Genomic DNA, 16,596 nt, shown 5'->3' with positions numbered 1-16,596 from the left:
TGGTTGTGCGTGACCCCCTGGCGGAACCTTCGGATCTGATCCGAAGTGTGTCCCGCGCGCTACGCGTGCTCGAGTCGGTCGGTCGTGCCCCGAAGGGCCTGACCGTCAAGCAGATCGCCCGGCGGTGCGAGCTGACCGTCGCCACCACGTACCACCTGGTCCGCACCCTGGCCTACGAGGGCTACGTGATCCGGCGGGAGGACGGCACCTACATCGTCGGCCTGGAGATCGCCGACCGGTACCGGGAACTGGTCACCGCGTTCCGGGGCCCGGCGGCGGTCGGCGAGTCGCTGCGGCGGGCCGCCGTCGACACCGGGTGGAGTCACTACCTGGGCCGGTTCGTCGGCGGCCAGGTGGCGGTCACTGCCGTCGCCGAGGGGGCCCGCTCGCCGTACCTGGAGGACATGGTCCCCGGCTTCGACGAGGGTGCGCACGCCACCGCCCTGGGCAAGGCGCTGCTGGCCACCCTCACCACCGAGCAGCGCCTGCGCTACCTGCGCGACTACGGCATGCGGCCGTTCACCACCGCCACCCTCACCAGTCCCGAGGCGTTCGAGGCGGATCTGGCCGCCGGCGACCGGCGGGGCATGCAGTTGGAGCTGGGGCAGTTCCGGCAGGGGGTGGCGTGCGCCGCCGTCCTGGTCACCCCGGACAAGGACATGGAACGACGGGTGGTGCTGGCCTGCGCCCTGCCGGCCAGCGAGATGATGACCTCCGCCCGGGTGGTGCGCGCCAAGCTGCTCACCGCCGCCCGTGCGGTCGCCGACGGCATCGCCGCCGACCTCTGACGCCGTGGCGTCACTGTCGGCGTGGGCGGTGTCTCCGGCGCTGGGCATGGCTCGGCCCCCGGCCTTTTACACCGGGGGCCGAGCCGAGCGCACTATCTGCGGCCAGGGCAGACGACGGGGTAGCGGTCGGTCGGCTCGTTCAACATCGCTAGGCGGTGTCGTGGCTGCCAACCCTGCGGTCTCTGCGGCTCGACCATCTCGCGGGTCCGACGGAGGTTGGTCCTGGCCGCCCGACCCCAACCCCAGGCGAGCCAGCAGCCGGCAGCCTGGGCGGCCAAGGCGACCACCAGCAGCCCGGTACCGACCGGGTCACGCACGGGGCACCGTCCTTATCCACCCGAGAAACCGGCTGTAGGTGGCAAGCGGATCGGGTGGCTCGGGGCAGATCCTGGTGAGGTCAGCCATCGCTTCCCGGAACAGCTCGGCGAGGTCAACAGCGAGGTTGACCCGTTCCCCCTCGTAGTGGGTGACCAGTTCGAGCCGGGCTTGTTCACAGGGCCAGGGCAGCGCGTCGGCCGTGCAGACCCAGATCGGTTTGAGCGGTGCGTGCCTCTGCATCTACGCCTCCGGGGTGGGGTCGGGTTTTACGGCACCCCGCCCCGCCGGGCTCAGCCTCCACCGAGGCGGGGGTACCGCGTGATCCAGCGAACACCGGCCATTACCCGCGTGTCAATAATCTGGGGACCCCCGATTGGGTACCCCCTGGCGGGGACCCCCATCCGGGGAGCCTCACCCTTGCCTAAGTTCGGTTCATGGGTGACGGGCCAGGCGAACTGATGGGGCCGTGGGAGATCTGCCAACGGTTGAACGTCAGCCGGTCCCGCTTCCAGCAGATCGCACTGCGGCCTTCGTTCCCGAAGCCCTATCAGGAGCTGCGGGCTACGAAGGTTTGGTTGGCTGCCGACATCGAGGCGTGGATTGCCGCCCACCGGCCGACCCGCCCCACGGACGAGGACTAGACAGGGCACCTCGGAGCCACGGGGAGAAATGAGGGAGCCCCGCCCGGCACCTACACCAGGGCGGGACTCAGAAGCCTCTGTCCGAATCGAGGTCAGTCTGCTGGCTGACAGGCGTGGTCCTCTGCGAGGTTGTGCAGCGAACGGGCCTGGTCGTCGTCCACACCCCGATTTGAATCCGACCGAGGCAGTGTGGTCGCACCTCAAACGCAGCATCGGCAACCTCGCCGTCACTGGCGTCGATCACCTCCAGGCGATCATCAAACACTGTCTCAAGAGCATCCAGTACCGCAACGACCTACTCGACGGCTTCCTCGCTCACACCGGCCTGACACTCGAACCCGACACAACCTGACCATTCAAGATCTGTAGCGCCAGGTCCAGCGGCCCCGGGGGCGGTACATCAGACCCCGAGTGATCCGCCGTTTGACGTTCCTCGGGCCGGCGCAGCACGGACACCCGGGCTCACCGGGTCGGTATGGAGTGCGGGGTCGGGTGCTCTTCCTGGTCATGCCGCAGCCCTCCCGGAGTGGGAGGCAAGCACTTCGGCCAACTCGAACAGGGGGGTGGTGGGTCTGATCCGCTCCAGCAGCTCGGGAGTGTATTCGACGGCGAGGCTGTACACGTTCCCCCACCTCCATCCGTTGCTTGCGCCGGACGATGCCCTCCTTCACCAGCCGGGGCAGGGCTTCACGGGCAACCCTGCGGAACTCGTGGGTGCCGGAGATGAGGACGTGGACGCGGGTGGGACCGTCTCGATGTAGCAGCCTGACGAGGGTTACGGCGGTGAACGCGGTGTCATCGTTGATCATGCGGCATTCGACCACGCCGTTTAGGCGGCAAGCAGCACGACGCACTCTCCCAGGGTCGCCCAGCAGGCGGAAGCCCCGAATGGCTACCGAGAGTAGGGAGCATACACGCGCCTAACCCCCGTGAGCCGGGCAGACTCTGCACGATCGGGGGTGACACAGAGATACACGTGTACAGCCTATTGACACGATCCACGGGCGAATGGCATCTTGCGAAGCAAGGCGAAGAGCCGAGGGCTGGACACCGACACAGGTCTAAAAGGACCGTTGTGTCTAGTGGAGGTTCGCCCTCGATGGTTAACACTGTCGCCAACCGGGTCATGTTGCTGCTGATCGCCGTCCTGGCAGCCAGCCTCACCGGAACTATCGCCGGCTGGATCACGTCGGAGATCGAGCAGAGCCTCGGCAAGGCCCTGCTCGCCGGGGGTACCGCGTTCGGCGGGACCCTCGCACTCCTAATCGTGGCGTTCAACTTCTTGACGCGCAGCGACGCCTGACGCCCCGACGTCCGGGCGACCCTGGCGGGGTCGGGGTCGCCCGGGGCCGATCGGGGCGACCCGACATGAGGTTCCCCCCATATCAAAAATAACACCGTCCGGCGGCGCGCAGGCGGAGGCCCCGGCCCACAGGGGGCACCGTCCGGCGTGCGCAGGCTGAGGCAACGCCCGACGCGCGGGCGAAGGCCCCCTCCCGGACCGCAGCGGGAGAGGGCCTTCGCGGCCGGCCCGGCGGGGCCGACCCGGGACGGGCGTCAGCTGCCGATCGGGCCGCCGTCGAGCCGCCAGGTGACCACCACGCCCGGCTTGGCGTAGTCGCCGTCCGGCCAGGTCGACGCCGGCTTCTCCACCGACGCGCCGGTGATCTCACCGGGGTGCTGCACGGCGACGAACACCGACCGGTTGTCGCCGGTGATGAACGGCCCGCAGGTCTCCGCACCCAGCGGCACGGTGAGGAACTGCTTCAGGTGCCCCCGCTCCGGCCCCTCGACGGCGGTGGCGAACAGGCCGTCGTTGCTGCCCAACGCGTTGCCGTCGGTCGAGATCCAGAGGTTGCCGGTGGCGTCGAAGGCGACGTTGTCCGGGCAGGAGATCGGCGAGACCTTCGTCTTGTCGTACCCGGCGAAGTAGGTCGACGGGTCGGCCGGGTCACCGGCGACGATCGGCAGCGACCAGGTGAAGGACTCCGCCGTGTTGTCGCCCCGGTCCTCGACCAGCTCCAGGATCTGCCCGTGCTTGTTGAGGTTGCGCGGGTTGATCTCGTCGGCTGCCGGCTTGCCCGCCTTGCCCCGGTCGGAGTTGTTGGTCAGCGCCACGTACACCTTGCCGGTGAGCAGGCTCGGCTCGACGTCCTCCGGCCGGTCCATCTTCGTCGCGCCGACCTTGTCCCCGGCGAGCCGGGTGAAGGTGAGCACGTCGGCGGCGGTCATCCCGTCGACGAAACTGCGGTTGCCGCTGACCAGCCTGATCCACCGGCCGGTGCCGTTGAACGCGCCGTCGGCGGGTAGCTTGCCCGAGCCGTCGATCTCGGCGGCGCTGGTCTGGTTGAACTGCGCCACGTACAGGGTGCCCGACTCCAGCAGGGTCAGGTTGTTCTTGCGGGCCACCCAGGAGTCCCCGGGCATGAACTTCTTGTCGGAGACGAACTTGTAGAGGTAGTCGAAGCGCTCGTCGTCGCCCATGTACGCGACCACCCGCTTGTCGCGGGCCACGATCACGTTGGCGCCCTCGTGCTTGAACCGGCCCAGCGCGGTGTGCTTGCGTGGGCGGCTCTCCGGGTCGAACGGGTCGATCTCCACGATCCACCCGAACCGGTGCGCCTCGTTGGGGTGCTTCGCCAGATCGAACCGCTCGTCGGCCCGCTCCCACTTGCGGCTGCCGCTCGGGTAGCGGGCGGTGGTGGTGATGCCGTACCTGTCGAACTTCGGCTTCAGCTCGGCGGGCGCGGCGTCGGCCCCGACGAAGTACTGGTTGAAGTTCTCCTCGCCGGAGAGCACCGTCCCCCACGGGGTGACCCCGCCGGCGCAGTTGTTCAGGGTGCCGACCACCGTGCGCCCCTTCGGGTCGGCGGCGGTCCGCAGCCACGCCGAGCCGGCGGCCGGGCCGGTCAGCTCGAACTTCGTGGCCAGCGCGGTGACCCGCCGGTTGTACGGCCGCCGGCCCTGGCCCACCGCCCGCCACTGCCCGGTGCCGTCCACCCGCTCCAGCTCCACCACCGACATGCCGTGCGCGGCCATCGCGGTGCGCAGCTGCTCGACGGTGAGGTTGTCCAGGCCGGTGAAGCCGGGGAACATCAGGTCCTCGTTGGTGTACTCGTGGTTGACCACGAGCAGCGCCCGCCTGCCCCGCCGGTCCAGCGGCAGCACCCCGACGAAGTCGTTGTTGTAGCCGAACTGCTTGGCCTGGGCGGCAGCGGTCTGCCCGTGCAGGTCGAACCGGGGCGCACCGGGCAGCACCGGGTCGCCCCAGCGGATGACCACGTGGTGGTCGTACCCGTTGGGGACGACCAGGGTGTCGAGCTGGTTCGGCGGGATCGGCTTGAAGGTCAGCGCGCCGCTGCCGACGCCGCGCTGCGGCGCGGTCGGATCGGCCACCTCCGGCACCACCGGGGTGGCCGGTGCGGCACCGGCCGGGGCGGCCCCGGCCAGCGCACCGGCGGCGGCACCGCCGAAGCCGAGCACCAGCGCGCCCACCGCACCCGCCCGGACCACACCCCGCCGGGTCACCTCCCCCTCGACCAGGTCGCCGAAGTAGGTGTTGTCGGAGGTGTTGGGTACCGGGTGGTCACAGGCGTTGCCGCAGCGGTACAGGCAGGTCATCGCATCGCGGCTGCCGTGCCGGGTGGTGCCGAGCAGCGGGAGCAGCCGGGGACGGTCGCTCATGGAAGGGAGCCTCCTGGAAGCAGGTCGGTGGCACGCCGTTTTCACCTGCGCGACGTGCGTACCGGGCGGACGCTGCCAGGACGGGGTGAGCGGCCACCGGACGCGGTGTGAACCGGATGTGAACAGCAGTCACCGCTGAACCGATCGGGGTCACGGCGCGTAATAACCGGCGGACACGTTCGCCGGACCTGTCGGGCGGGAAGCGAGGGGATCACCATCAGCGACCACGACGCCCAACTGCTGCGCGCCCTGCACGACGAGCACGCCGAGGCGCTCTACGCGCACGCGCTGCGGCTGGTCAACGGGGACCGCACCCGGGCTGAGGACCTGGTGCAGGAGACCCTGCTGCGGGCCTGGCGGCATCCCGAGGCGCTGGACCCACGTCGCGGCTCGGTCCGCGCGTGGCTTTTCACCACCGCCCGTAACCTGGCGATCGACGCCTGGCGCCGCCGGTCGACCCGGGTCGGCGAGGTGTTCACCGACGACCTGCCCGAACCACCCGAGACGGTCGACGAGGCGGAGCGCGCGGTCGAGGCCTGGACCATCGCCGAGGCGCTGAACCGGCTCAGCCCCACCCACCGGGAGGTGCTGGTCGAGTGCTTCTACCAGGGCCGTTCGGTGGCCGAGGCGGCGGCCCGGCTGGGGGTGCCACCGGGAACGGTCAAGTCCCGCACCCACTACGCGCTGCGTTCACTACGGTTGGCGCTGGCCGAGATGGGGGTGACCGGATGACCCGCTGCGAGTTCGCACACGACGACGGCGCGTACGTGCTGGGTGCGCTCGCCCCCGCCGACCGGGCCGCCTACGAGCGGCACCTGGCCGGGTGCGCGGCGTGCCGGGACGCGGTGGCCGAGATCGCCGTGCTGCCGGGCCTGCTGGGCCGGCTCGACCCGACCACGCTGGAGGAGTTCCTCCCGCCACCGCCCGAGGTCAGTCGGGTGCCCGACCTGATCGCCACCGCCCGGGACCGCCGCCGCCGCGAGCGGACCCGCAACCGCCGCCGGTACGCGGTGACCGCCCTCGTCGCCGCCGGGTTCGCCCTGGTGCTGGGCGTCGCCGGGGCGTCCGCCCTGCGGCCGGCCCCGACGCCCACGCCGACCACCCAGGCGGTACGGATGGTGTCGATGGCACCGGTCGCGGCCAAGACCCCGGCGGTGCACGCCGAGATCGGGCTGAGCGGCACCAAGTGGGGCACCGAGGTCACCATGCACTGCGGGTACGACGCGACGGCCGGCTACGGCAAGGCGTACACGTTCCGGCTGGTGGCCCGGGGGCCGGACGACGCGACCGAGCAGATCGCCTCCTGGCTGGCCGCCCCCGGCGACGACGTGAACCTGCGCGGGGCGACCCGGTTCACCGACGCCGAACTGGTCCGCCTCGAACTGCTGCGCGCCGACGGGACCCTGGTGCTCAGCTACGACGTCCGCTGATCCCAGGGCGTCGGCCGGGTGGCTCAGTGGGCGGTGGCGGGCAGCGGATCGGCGGCGCGGGCGGCGGCCCGGGTGCGTCGGCCGTTGCGCAGCGCGTCCAGGGTGAAGATCACCAGGGCCAGCCAGACCAGGGTGAAACCGGCGAGCCGGGCCGGCGGCATCGGCTCGTGGAAGATCAGCACGCCGCAGCCGAGCTGGAGGACCGGGGCCACGTACTGGAGCATGCCGAGCGCGGTCAGTGGCAGCCGGTTGGCCGCGCCCGCGAACATCAGCAGCGGGACGGCCGTCACCGCCCCGGCCGCCACCAGCAGCGCGGTGTGTCCGGCCGAGACCCCGCCGAACGTCGACCCGCCCCGGCTGGCCAACCAGCCCAGGTAGCCCAGGGCGGGCAGGGCCAGCACCGCCGACTCGACGAACAGCCCCTCCGCCGCCGGCAGCCCGAGCCGCTTCTTGGCCAACCCGTAGCCGGCGAAGCTGGCCGCCAGGATCAACGCCAGGTAGGGCAGCCGGCCGTAGTCGACGGTGAGCACCGCGACCGCCGCCGCGCCCACCCCGAGCGCCACCCACTGGGCCGGGCGCAGCCGCTCCCGCAGCACCAGCACCCCGAGCAGCACCGACACCAGCGGGTTGATGAAGTAGCCGAGGGCGGTCTCCACCACCCGGTCGGAGTTCACCCCGTAGATGTAGGTGCCCCAGTTCACCGCGATCAGCGCCGCCGCGACGACGATCCCGGCCAGCGTCCGGGGGCGGCGGGCCAGCGACCGCAGGAAGCCGACGTTGCGCAGGGCGACGAGCAGCAGCGCGACGAACACCACCGACCAGAGGATCCGGTGGGCGAGGATCTCCATCGGCCCGGCCGGCCGGAGCAGCTTCAGGTAGATCGGGATGAAACCCCAGAGCAGGTACGCACCGAAGCCGTAGAGGTAGCCGAGACGCAGCGGAGTCACGACCCCACCGTAAGGGGTACAGCCGGATCAGGCTCCTTTCCGGTGAGCGGGGTCACCGCTCGTTCACCCACTCCATCCACCCGTCCGGGGGCGCGGGGGTGAAGCCCAGCTTCGCGTACACCCCGTGGGCGTCGGCGGTCGACAGCGCGATCCGGCGTACGCCGTACCCGGCGAGGTGGTCGCGGATCGAGCCGGCCAGCCAGGTGCCCAGGCCGCGCCCCCCCGCCTGCGGGGCGACGTAGAGGTCGCAGAGCCAGCCGACGGTGGCCCGGTCGGTGACCACCCGGGCCGGCCACCGCCCCGCTGGAGCGGTGGCCGGCGACCGGGTCAGTCGCGGTCGAGGATCGCCCCGAGGATCCAGGTCACGATGCCGACCAGGAGCGCGCCCAGCACCGCCTCGGGCCAGAACCCGTCCACGTGGAACGGCAGGTCCGCCTGGCCGGCGATCCAGCTGGTGAGCAGGAACAGCAGCCCGTTGACGACCAGGGCGATCAGCCCGAGGGTGAGCAGGTAGAAGCCGCAGCCGACGGTTTTGATGATCGGCTGGAGCACCGCGTTCACCACACCGAAGATCACCGACACCAGCACCAGGGTGACGATCGCCTCGCCGGCCGAGCCGGTGTCGAGCGTGATACCGGGGATGAGCAGCGTCGCCAGCCAGAAGGCGACCACCGTGGAACCCAGCCGGATCAGAAGGCCCTTCAGAAAATCCATGGCCGGGATCGTGTCACGTGCGGTCCAGCCAGGGAAACCACCGTGGCTCCTGCGGTCAGCGCCGGCCGGGCCGACCGACCAGATGCGACTCGATCGGGGTGGGCGAGAGCAGCGCCCACCGCAGCGCCCGACGGTTGACCACCGCGACCATGTCGTCCCGGATGCGGGTCAACCACTCCGCCGCGCCACCCAACCCCAGCGCGGTGCCGGCCAGGGCGGCCTCCGACGGGTCGAGGGGTTGCAGCACCGCCAGGTCGGCCCGGCCGAGGGTGTCGACGTCCGCCGGGGTCAACCCGTCCCGGACCACCAGGGTGGAGACCCATCCCGCCCCGGGTGGCGGTTCGCCGGCCGCCGTACCCGCGTCGGCCACCACCAGCAGCGGACGCAGCGGGGAACCGGTGACGCCGACCGCCCGCCCGGTGGGGACCACCACCACCCCGCCCTGCTGCCCGCCGACCCCGCGGACGAACGGCTCCCAGGCCCGTGGCCGGCCGGTCTGCACCAGTACCCCGGCCCCGAGCGCCAACGCCCGCAGCACCAGCAACTGGGCCGCCGCCAGCCCGCCGACCAGCACCAGCCGGGTGCCCTCGGCGCGGAACAGCCGGACGGTCACCGCACCGCCGTGCCGGTTGGCCCCCACCATCAGCCCCGCCCCGCCGAGGGTCAGCTCCGGCGGCTCGACAGCCGGCGTGACCACCCCGGGCACCGCCAACGGCAACGTGGCGGCCAGGCCGGGCAACTGCGCGCCGTCGAGCCGGTGCAGCTCACCACCGGCGTCGGCGACGATCCGGCACAACCCCTCGGCAGCGTGTTGCAGTGCGGCCGGTGTGGCGGCGGCCAACCGTACCGTCAGGCACGTCGGTGGTGCGGTGTCGCCGGCCTGCGGACCGGCCCCGAGTGAGACGGTGGTGGCGGTCGCCGGCAGGGCCAACAACCGGGACACCAACCGGCGACCCGGATCGACCCGGGCGTCCGGCCAACGGACCAGCCGGAAGGTGGCCTGGTGCTGGTCGCCGGCGCACACCGTCGACCAGCTCTCGCGCACCGGCCGGCCGGGGTCGTGGTGGGCGAGTTCGGCAAGCACCCGCAGCGCTGCCGGCCCGCCCAGCGGACGGGCCGGCAGCGGCCCCACCCGGCGGACGATCCGACGCACCGTGCCGGCCAGCGCCCGGCGCAGGTCCGCGTCGGACCAGCCGGACGCCCGCATCACCCGGACGGCGAGCAGGGCCCGCTCCTGGCCCGGCAGCCGTCCCTCGGTCAACTGGCGGTATGACGTGCCGGCCGCGCCGCCGACCTCCGCCGCCGGGGCCGGCACGACGTGCAGCAACACCTGCACCCGTACCGGTGGTTGCTCCGGTCCGGTCGGGGGCAGCAGCGTGCCGGGTGCCGGCAGCGGGTGGGACCGGTCGCCGAGCAGGTCGCCCGGATCGCCCAGGTCGAGCAGGACGGTCAGCCCGGTGGCGTCGTCGACCACCCCCGCCGGCCCGTCGGTCAACTCCACCCCGGCCAGCACGGCATCGGGAAGCAGCAGGTCCAGCAGGGCCTCCGGGGCGGTGTCGGCGGCCAGGCCGTGCCGGCGGGTGAGGAACCCGGCGGTGGTGCCCCACCAGTCGAACAGCCACCGCCCGCGCCAGCGCCCCCAGCCGAGACCGGCCAGCACCACCGCACCGATCGCGGCGAGCACCGCCGGCACCGGCCCGCGACCGTAGGCGGCCACCGGTAGCGCCAGCGCGACCTGCGTGGCGACGACCTGACCGGGGTGTACGGCGGTGCCGGTGCGGGGTCGGGGCGGGCCCTCGGTGGTCCGCCGGAGCGGGCGGTCGGTCGTGCTCGCCGTCACCACATCTCCTCCGTGTGCCCGCCGGGTCGGTCGTCCCGGCTGCGCCCGGGCGTCCCGCCGCGAGTGCCCGGCCGGGACCGGAACGCGACGGGGGTGTGACCCATCGTAGTGTTCCCGTCCGTGCGGTGGGGGCCTGCCGTTCCGGCGTCGGGGCACGTTGTCCACAGGGGAGGCGGACGGGGTAGCACATCGGCGACGGTGCGACTACCGTCAGCGACTGATTCGCCGACCAGGTCCGTCCGGTCCCCTGCCGACGGGCGGTCCGTCCGCACAGGACGGCCAACGGTCGGCCCCGACCGGGGAGACGAGGTGACGTCCGGGTGTCCCAGACCCAGGCAGAAGCGGCGGTGATGCACCACACCGCCACCAGGTTCGAGCAGGTGGACCAGTCGTTGCAGGCCATGCTGACCGGCCTGATGGCCGAGCTGGAGGTGTTGCAGCAGGCCTGGCGGGGCGCCGGTGGGCGTTCCTTCGAGCAGGTCAAGCAGCAGTGGGGGCGGGACCAGGCCGCGCTGCAACGGGCCCTGCGGGAAACCGCCACGGCCCTGCGTACCGCCGGCCGCCAGTACGACGTCTCGGACACCGAGGCCGCCGGCCGGGTCGCCGGCACCAGTCGCGGCATCCAACTGCCGCTCTAGCCACATCCACATCCCGGGGAGGAACGATCCGATGGACCATGGCGTGCTGGTCGTCAGCTTCGCCGCGCTGCACCAGGCCGGCGCGGACATCCAGAAGGCACTGAACACCCTCGACGCGCAGCTCGGCCAGCTGGAACGGGACGCCGCCCCACTGGTCGCCGGCTGGGACGGCGAGGCCCGCCGGGCGTACGAGCAGCGGCAGTCGCGGTGGCGCTCCGCGTCGCAGGATCTCCAGGCGATGCTGCGGGACATCAAACTCGCCGTGGACGACTCCGCAGCCGACTACCTCGACACCGAGAAGCGCAACACCGGCCTGTTCCACTGACCCGGCCGCCCGGCGGTTCTGCGGCGGCTTCGACGGCGGGCCGCGAAGCCCGGTCCGCCGGGCGGGCTCCCCGATGGTGACGCGGCCGGTGGTGCTCCGACGGCGACGCCCGGCCGGTCGACGGTCGGGCGTCGCCGTCAGGCCGGGCCGGCCGGGTGCCAGCGGCGGCGGACGCCCCGGGGGAGCACCACGGCCAACAGCACCGTCACCACCACCGTCCCGCCGACGGACGAGGCGACCAGCAGCGCCCGCTGCCGGGCCGCCGCCCGCCGGTGCGTCTGCGCCAGCAGCGCCGGGTCCGCCTGCGGCGTCGGCAGGACCGTCGTCGGGCGGGCGGCCGGCCGGGGAGCACCACCGGTCTCCACCACCGCCCGGTACGGGTTGAGCACGCCGGCACCGTAGCCGCCCTCCCGGCCACCCGGTGCCGGATCGGTGGTGCCGACGATCCGGCGGGCCACCCCGACGGCGTCGAGGTCCGGCCGGTACTGCCGCAGCAGGGCGGCGGTGCCCGCCACGAACGGGGCGGCGTAACTGGTGCCCTCGGCCCGCTGGTGACCCTGCCCCGGCGCGGCCATCAGCACCTCGCCGCCCGGCGCGACCAGGTCGACGTACGGGCCGACCTGGGAGAACGGGGCGCGCACGCCGGTCGGGGTGACCGCGCCGACGCCGAGCACCCCGTCGTACGCCGCCGGATAGGGCAGCGGGTCCCCGCCGTCGTGCAGGTTGCCGGCAGCGGCCACCACGACCACGTCCCGCCGCAGCGCGTAGTCGACCGCGTCGCGAACGGCCGGGTTGTCGGCGTACAGGACGACGGAGAGGTTGAGCACGTCGGCGTCGTGGTCCACCGCCCACCGGACGGCCTGGGCGAAACCGGCGGCGCTGACCGTACGCCCCGACTCCCGACCCTCGACGACCTGCTGTTCGCTGACCCGTACCGGCAGGATGCGGGCACCGGGTGCGAGCCCCCGGAAGGCCACCCCGCTGGCCTCCCCGGCGGCGATGATGCTGGCCACCCCGGTGCCGTGGCCGGCGCAGTCCCGGGTGCCGTCGCCGCCCGGGTCGAGGAAGTCCGCCCCGTCGAGCACCCGCCCCCGCAGTTGGGGGTGCCGCCTGTCGACACCGGAGTCGACCACCGCCACGACGACGCCGGCACCGGTGGCCAGCGGGGCGAGCCGCTGCGGGGCGTACCGTCGCTGGGGCCACGGGGTGGCGGCGACCGGTCGGGCCGGCGCGGGCGACGTGACGCAGGAGGGGGCGGCGCTGGCCGGGGTGACCGACGCCACGACGGCCGTCGGGGGTGCGGCGAGCAGGGCCGCTGCCAGAGTGACCAACGCTCGTCGGCTGCCCGATCGGGTCATCGACCGCCTCCGTATCGTGTCGACTCCGCAACGGGATGTTAGCGCCCGGTCCGCTCCCAGGCCGGCCGCTGACCGACTTATCGTGATCTTGTTTTCACCTTGTAGGTTGTACGCGACGCCTGTGGCCTGATCCGGGAGGAGAGGTGGCCGTGACCGACTGGGAGCCGGCTACCGAGGCCGAGACGGCGATGCGGGACGCGCTGCACGCCGGTGACCAGGAGCTCTACTTCCGCATCCTGGCTGGTACGGAGCTTTTCCTCCCGGTCTCCGGCCAGGCCCTCGCCGGTGCGACACCGATGGGCTGGGGCACCTGGACGACCGGTGGCCGCACCCACGTGCTGGCCTTCACCTCGGCCGCCGCGATGCACGCCTGCCTCGGGTCCTCCGCCGGCCCCTACCGGCGCAGCCGCTACGCCGACCTGGCCGTCGAGTGGCCCAACCATGAGTGGTGGCTGGCGGTGAACCCCGGTCTGCCGGTCGAGGGTTACCTGCCCGCCTGGTTCGTCTCGCAGCTCTCCCGGGGGGACGTCCGGCTGCCCGGCCGCGCCCCGGTGGTGCGGTCCCAGCGGGAGTCCGACCAACCTCCGGTCCGTGGCGTGCCCGGCGGACCGGCCGATGTCGAGCCGACCGCCGACCTCTCCGCCGGCTGGTCCCAGCCCCGGCCGGCGTCGTCCGTCACCGCTCCACCCGCCGGGGGTGGTATCCGCCCGGCGACGGGCACATCGCTGACCGACGAGCGGGGGCGTCCGGTCGTCCCGCCCGGTGGTGGCCCGTCCGGTGGTGGCCCGCGCACCACCACCGCCGGCCCACCCGAACAGGGCCGCCCCGCCTTCCCCGAGCCCGGCACCGTGCCGGCGGCGACCAATGGCGGCTGGCCGGCGGTTCCCCGTCGCCGGCTGCTGGGCGAGGAGTCCGCCGGCCCGGCCAACGGGCGTACCTCGTTCTTCGAGCCGTCCAGTGCCCGGGGTGCCACCCGGTCGCCCCGGGACAATCCGCTGCGTTCGGGTGAGCGGGCGGCCCCACCGACCCGACCCGGGATGGGTGGTCAGCCCTTCCCCCGCCGCCGCCCGGCACCCAACCAGCCGGGCGAGGACGAGGCCACCCGCGCGTTTCGGATGACCGATCCGCCGGCCCGGTCCGGCCCCGGCAACGGGGCGTCACCGGCAGGCCGTTCCCCGGACCCGCTGGCCGAGGAACCGACCCGGGCCTTCCGGGTGGAGCCGCCGAGTGGGGAGCCGACCCGGGCCTTCCACGTCGGCCCGGTGGCGGACGAGGCGACCCGGGCCTTCCGTACGCCACCACCGGCGGCGGAGGCCACCCAGGCGTTGCCCCGCCGGCAGCCCACCGCGGACGGCTCGCCCGGGGCACGCCAACCCCGCCCGCCGACCGACCCGTTCGCCGTCCCACCTGCCGCTCCGGCCGACCCGTTCGCCGTTCCACCTGCCGCGCCGACCGCTCCGGCCGGCCCCGCCCGGGGCGAGGCGGAGGAGGTGCCGCCCTCCGTCGCCGAGCCGGTCTCCGCGCCGCCGGTGTCCCGCCGGGGGTTCATGCCCATCGTGATAGAGGGTGTGATCCTGGAGTCCCGGGACCTCCCGGTCGCTCCCGCGCCCGCCCCGTCCGCCGCCCAGGGCTCGCTGTTCGTCCCCCCGGCGGCGTCCGTGCCCCCGGTCGTCCCGCCGCCGCCCGCCGCGCCGTTCGTTCCCCCCGCCGCCCCCGTGCCACCGCCGATGCCGCCGCCGCCCGCCGCGCCCACGGCGACCCCGGTGCCGCCGGCCGGGGGGCCGGGTGCCGGGGACACGGTCAACGTGAACGGGACCGGTGGTCCGTTCGGCGCTCCCGCCCGCCCGCCCGCATCCGGGCCGGTCCACCCGCCGCCCGCCAGCCCGTCGCCTGCCAGCCCGTCGCCTGCCGCCCGGCCCCGTCCCGCCCCGGATGACCTGTGGACCCCGGCCGCCGAGCGGGCCGCCTCGAAGGCCCGGCCGGAGGTCGCGGCGGCCCCACCGGACGTGGCCCCCCCGCCGGCCAGCGCGCCGACCGTCCACCCGCCCGCGCCGGCAGCGGACGCGCCGGTCACCCGGCCGGCTGGGGGAGCGCAGGCGTGGACCGCTCCGCCGGGTGACGCCGTACCGGCGGACAGCGCGCCCGCCGCCCCGACCCCGACCGGGGACGCTGCCCCTACCCCCACGGCCGGTGGCCCGGTCCGGACCGCCGCCGGGACGGCCCCGACGGCCACCGCGCCGGGAGCGGACCGTGCCGACCCACGTTCCACCCCGGTCGACCTGTGGACCCCCGCCGCCGAGCGGGCCGCGCAGACCTCCCCGGCGGCACCCGCCACCGAGCTGCCGACCACTACCGTGCCGGCCGCCACTGCGGGGCCGAGCGCCCCTACCGGGCCTACCGCCACCGCCGTGCCGACAGCTTCTGCCGTGCCGACCTCCCCGGCGGCACCGGGCCCGGCCGGCGATCCGGCTCCGTTCGGCAGCGCGCCGCCCGGGAGCCCGTCGTCGACCGCCGGTGCGGATGTCGCGCCGCCGGTCGACGAGGCGTTCCTGCCGGCCAACGAGGTCGAGGAGAACCTGCTGGACGCGGTCGGCGTCGGCAGCACCGACGGTTTCCTGTCCACCCTGCTGCTGGCCCGGGTGCTGCTTCCGGTCAACCCCGACTCGGTGGCCGGCAGCCGCCCCGGCGAGCCCGGTTTCCAGTGGCGTACCGGGACGACCGACGGTGAGACGTACGTCGTGGTCTACACCTCACCGGAGCGGCTGGCCGAGCACGACGTGCTGCCGGTCGAGACGATCGAGGTGCGCTTCGTACAGTTGATCCGGCGGTGGCCGGACCCGAGCTGGGCGTTCGCCGTCAACCCGGGCACCCCGGTCGGGGCAAAGCTGCCCGGTGAGCAGATCGTGGCCCTGGCCAGCTGGGCGGCCGAGGTCGGGCTCGGTGACGAGGCGGACGTGGAGCCGGTGGCCGCTGCCGAGGCACCCGCCGAACGCACCCGGTACGCCCCGCCGGTCACCGACCCGTCCCGTCCGGTGGTGATGCAGAAGGCGGTCGCCCCGAGCCAACTCGCCTACTACCTGGAACGCGGCTACGACCGGGTCTCCGGTTTCGTGCACCGGGCCGGCGAACTGGCCCACCTGACCACCCCGGCGGAACTGCACGACGCCCTGGGGCTGGGCTACCCGGACTCGCCGTTCGCCCGCGACGCCGAGGCCACCTACGTGCTGCGCTGGCCCGCGTACCGGCCGAGTCTCTACCGCATTCCGTACGGCGGGCAGAACGAGGCGGCGATGCGGGCCATGGAGGGCTGGGTGATCGAACGAGCGCCGTTCCGGGGCAACGGGTTCGCCCCCGGGGAGAGCAGCGACGTGGTGGCCGAGTTCAAGGTGGACAGCGCCCGGTTGCCGCACGGTGCACAGCTCTGGCGGATCGGCACGGAGGGCACCGAACGGGTGATCGCCATCCTGGACACCGACGCGCTGGTCTGGCGACAGGTGGGGCAGGAGTGATGCGCGACGGTTACGTGGCCCGCTGGCAGGGGCGCGAGTACCAGGTCAGCCCGGACGGCGACCACGTACGCATCTACCAGCCGGAACCCGCCGACGGCTTCGAGGAGGTACGCCCCGGCCGGTACGTGCGGGTCGTGCCGGCCGGTGAGGTCGAGGACCTCGCATACGTGCGGACCACCTGCACCTGGCAGGGGCAGCCGTTCATCGTGCTCGGCGAGCACGACGGGTGGCTGCGGGTCGAGTACACGGGTGGTCGCTGGCCGGTGGCGCAGGCGATGGGGCTGGAGGTCTTCGACTTCGGCGTCTACCAGGGTTGGGCACCTGCCGCCGAGGTCGCCGACCTGCGCGAACAGCGGGTCTGACCGCCGGCCACGGCACGGACGGGACAGCCGACGGGGGACCGT

General features: G+C 73.6%; 17 protein-coding genes. 10 read left to right on the top strand and 7 right to left on the bottom strand.

Annotated features, from left to right (window positions below; all coding sequences use genetic code 11):
* The first annotated feature begins 5 nt into the window (after positions 1-5).
* On the top strand, positions 6-788 hold the full coding sequence (locus ACWCHM_RS26520; protein WP_088646144.1) for an IclR family transcriptional regulator: 783 nt from the start codon (positions 6-8) through the stop codon (positions 786-788).
* Positions 789-1,097: 309 nt separating this feature from the next.
* On the opposite strand, the gene ACWCHM_RS26515 is transcribed toward ACWCHM_RS26520, so the two are convergent.
* Positions 1,098-1,346 carry a flavin reductase gene (locus ACWCHM_RS26515; protein WP_454220268.1) on the bottom strand — a complete coding sequence of 83 codons (249 nt, stop codon included), beginning with the start codon at positions 1,344-1,346 and terminating at the stop codon, positions 1,098-1,100.
* 194 nt (positions 1,347-1,540) lie between these two features.
* Between ACWCHM_RS26515 and ACWCHM_RS26510 the strand changes: the two genes are divergently transcribed.
* The 3 genes from ACWCHM_RS26510 (at position 1,541) to ACWCHM_RS26500 (ending at position 3,050) form a co-directional block, all read left to right on the top strand.
* The gene (locus ACWCHM_RS26510) at positions 1,541-1,747 is read left to right on the top strand and encodes a helix-turn-helix transcriptional regulator (RefSeq protein ID WP_454220267.1); all 207 of its coding nucleotides are present in this window, start codon (positions 1,541-1,543) and stop codon (positions 1,745-1,747) included.
* A gap of 169 nt (positions 1,748-1,916) precedes the next feature.
* Positions 1,917-2,099, top strand: coding sequence for a hypothetical protein (locus ACWCHM_RS26505; RefSeq protein ID WP_454220265.1), 183 nt, complete (start codon positions 1,917-1,919; stop codon positions 2,097-2,099).
* Between the two features lie 747 nt (positions 2,100-2,846).
* On the top strand, positions 2,847-3,050 hold the full coding sequence (locus tag ACWCHM_RS26500; RefSeq protein ID WP_454220264.1) for a hypothetical protein: 204 nt from the start codon (positions 2,847-2,849) through the stop codon (positions 3,048-3,050).
* 254 nt (positions 3,051-3,304) lie between these two features.
* Here ACWCHM_RS26500 and ACWCHM_RS26495 read toward each other — a convergent pair whose 3' ends face one another.
* Positions 3,305-5,431 carry a PhoX family protein gene (locus ACWCHM_RS26495; RefSeq protein WP_204958677.1) on the bottom strand — a complete coding sequence of 709 codons (2,127 nt, stop codon included), beginning with the start codon at positions 5,429-5,431 and terminating at the stop codon, positions 3,305-3,307.
* Between the two features lie 237 nt (positions 5,432-5,668).
* On the opposite strand from ACWCHM_RS26495, the gene ACWCHM_RS26490 reads away from it, so the two are divergent.
* Positions 5,669-6,163, top strand: a complete 495-nt coding sequence (locus ACWCHM_RS26490; protein ID WP_239485433.1) for a sigma-70 family RNA polymerase sigma factor — start codon at positions 5,669-5,671, stop codon at positions 6,161-6,163.
* Positions 6,160-6,861 (top strand): anti-sigma factor family protein, encoded by a 702-nt coding sequence (locus ACWCHM_RS26485; RefSeq protein ID WP_454220262.1) that lies wholly within the window; start codon positions 6,160-6,162, stop codon positions 6,859-6,861. The genes ACWCHM_RS26490 and ACWCHM_RS26485 overlap by 4 nt, the downstream gene beginning before the upstream one ends.
* A gap of 23 nt (positions 6,862-6,884) precedes the next feature.
* Here ACWCHM_RS26485 and rarD read toward each other — a convergent pair whose 3' ends face one another.
* From rarD to eccE, 4 genes are read right to left on the bottom strand one after another with little or no spacing between them, the layout of a single operon-like run.
* Positions 6,885-7,808, bottom strand: a complete 924-nt coding sequence (gene rarD / locus ACWCHM_RS26480) for an EamA family transporter RarD (protein ID WP_454220260.1) — start codon at positions 7,806-7,808, stop codon at positions 6,885-6,887.
* A 52-nt stretch (positions 7,809-7,860) separates the two neighbouring features.
* A complete protein-coding gene (locus ACWCHM_RS26475; protein ID WP_454220259.1) occupies positions 7,861-8,091 on the bottom strand; it encodes a GNAT family N-acetyltransferase in 231 nt (76 codons plus the stop codon).
* 44 nt (positions 8,092-8,135) lie between these two features.
* A complete protein-coding gene (locus ACWCHM_RS26470) occupies positions 8,136-8,522 on the bottom strand; it encodes a phage holin family protein (protein WP_363650169.1) in 387 nt (128 codons plus the stop codon).
* A 55-nt stretch (positions 8,523-8,577) separates the two neighbouring features.
* Positions 8,578-10,362 (bottom strand): type VII secretion protein EccE, encoded by a 1,785-nt coding sequence (eccE, locus tag ACWCHM_RS26465; protein ID WP_454220258.1) that lies wholly within the window; start codon positions 10,360-10,362, stop codon positions 8,578-8,580.
* Positions 10,363-10,682: 320 nt separating this feature from the next.
* On the opposite strand from eccE, the gene ACWCHM_RS26460 reads away from it, so the two are divergent.
* Both ACWCHM_RS26460 and ACWCHM_RS26455 read left to right on the top strand, forming a co-directional pair.
* On the top strand, positions 10,683-11,000 hold the full coding sequence (locus ACWCHM_RS26460) for a WXG100 family type VII secretion target (RefSeq protein ID WP_204958683.1): 318 nt from the start codon (positions 10,683-10,685) through the stop codon (positions 10,998-11,000).
* A gap of 31 nt (positions 11,001-11,031) precedes the next feature.
* Positions 11,032-11,325, top strand: a complete 294-nt coding sequence (locus tag ACWCHM_RS26455; RefSeq protein WP_454220257.1) for a WXG100 family type VII secretion target — start codon at positions 11,032-11,034, stop codon at positions 11,323-11,325.
* A gap of 137 nt (positions 11,326-11,462) precedes the next feature.
* On the opposite strand, the gene mycP is transcribed toward ACWCHM_RS26455, so the two are convergent.
* Positions 11,463-12,683, bottom strand: coding sequence for a type VII secretion-associated serine protease mycosin (mycP, locus tag ACWCHM_RS26450; RefSeq protein WP_454220255.1), 1,221 nt, complete (start codon positions 12,681-12,683; stop codon positions 11,463-11,465).
* 149 nt (positions 12,684-12,832) lie between these two features.
* Between mycP and ACWCHM_RS26445 the strand changes: the two genes are divergently transcribed.
* Complete coding sequence (locus ACWCHM_RS26445) at positions 12,833-16,192, top strand: SseB family protein (protein WP_454220254.1); 3,360 nt, start codon at positions 12,833-12,835, stop codon at positions 16,190-16,192.
* A complete protein-coding gene (locus tag ACWCHM_RS26440; protein WP_204958686.1) occupies positions 16,189-16,554 on the top strand; it encodes a hypothetical protein in 366 nt (121 codons plus the stop codon). The genes ACWCHM_RS26445 and ACWCHM_RS26440 overlap by 4 nt, the downstream gene beginning before the upstream one ends.
* Positions 16,555-16,596: the final 42 nt, after the last annotated feature.

Source organism: Micromonospora sp. SCSIO 07396 (assembly GCF_053667945.1).
This window is presented reverse-complemented; position numbering and strand designations above follow the sequence as displayed.

Coding starts and splice junctions, on each gene's coding strand:
- ACWCHM_RS26515 (WP_454220268.1), bottom strand. CDS start 1,346: ATGCAGAGGCACGCACCGCTCAAACCGATCTGGGTCTGCACGGCCGAC.
- ACWCHM_RS26510 (WP_454220267.1), top strand. CDS start 1,541: ATGGGTGACGGGCCAGGCGAACTGATGGGGCCGTGGGAGATCTGCCAA.
- ACWCHM_RS26500 (WP_454220264.1), top strand. CDS start 2,847: ATGGTTAACACTGTCGCCAACCGGGTCATGTTGCTGCTGATCGCCGTC.
- ACWCHM_RS26495 (WP_204958677.1), bottom strand. CDS start 5,431: ATGAGCGACCGTCCCCGGCTGCTCCCGCTGCTCGGCACCACCCGGCAC.
- ACWCHM_RS26485 (WP_454220262.1), top strand. CDS start 6,160: ATGACCCGCTGCGAGTTCGCACACGACGACGGCGCGTACGTGCTGGGT.
- ACWCHM_RS26470 (WP_363650169.1), bottom strand. CDS start 8,522: ATGGATTTTCTGAAGGGCCTTCTGATCCGGCTGGGTTCCACGGTGGTC.
- ACWCHM_RS26455 (WP_454220257.1), top strand. CDS start 11,032: ATGGACCATGGCGTGCTGGTCGTCAGCTTCGCCGCGCTGCACCAGGCC.
- mycP (WP_454220255.1), bottom strand. CDS start 12,683: ATGACCCGATCGGGCAGCCGACGAGCGTTGGTCACTCTGGCAGCGGCC.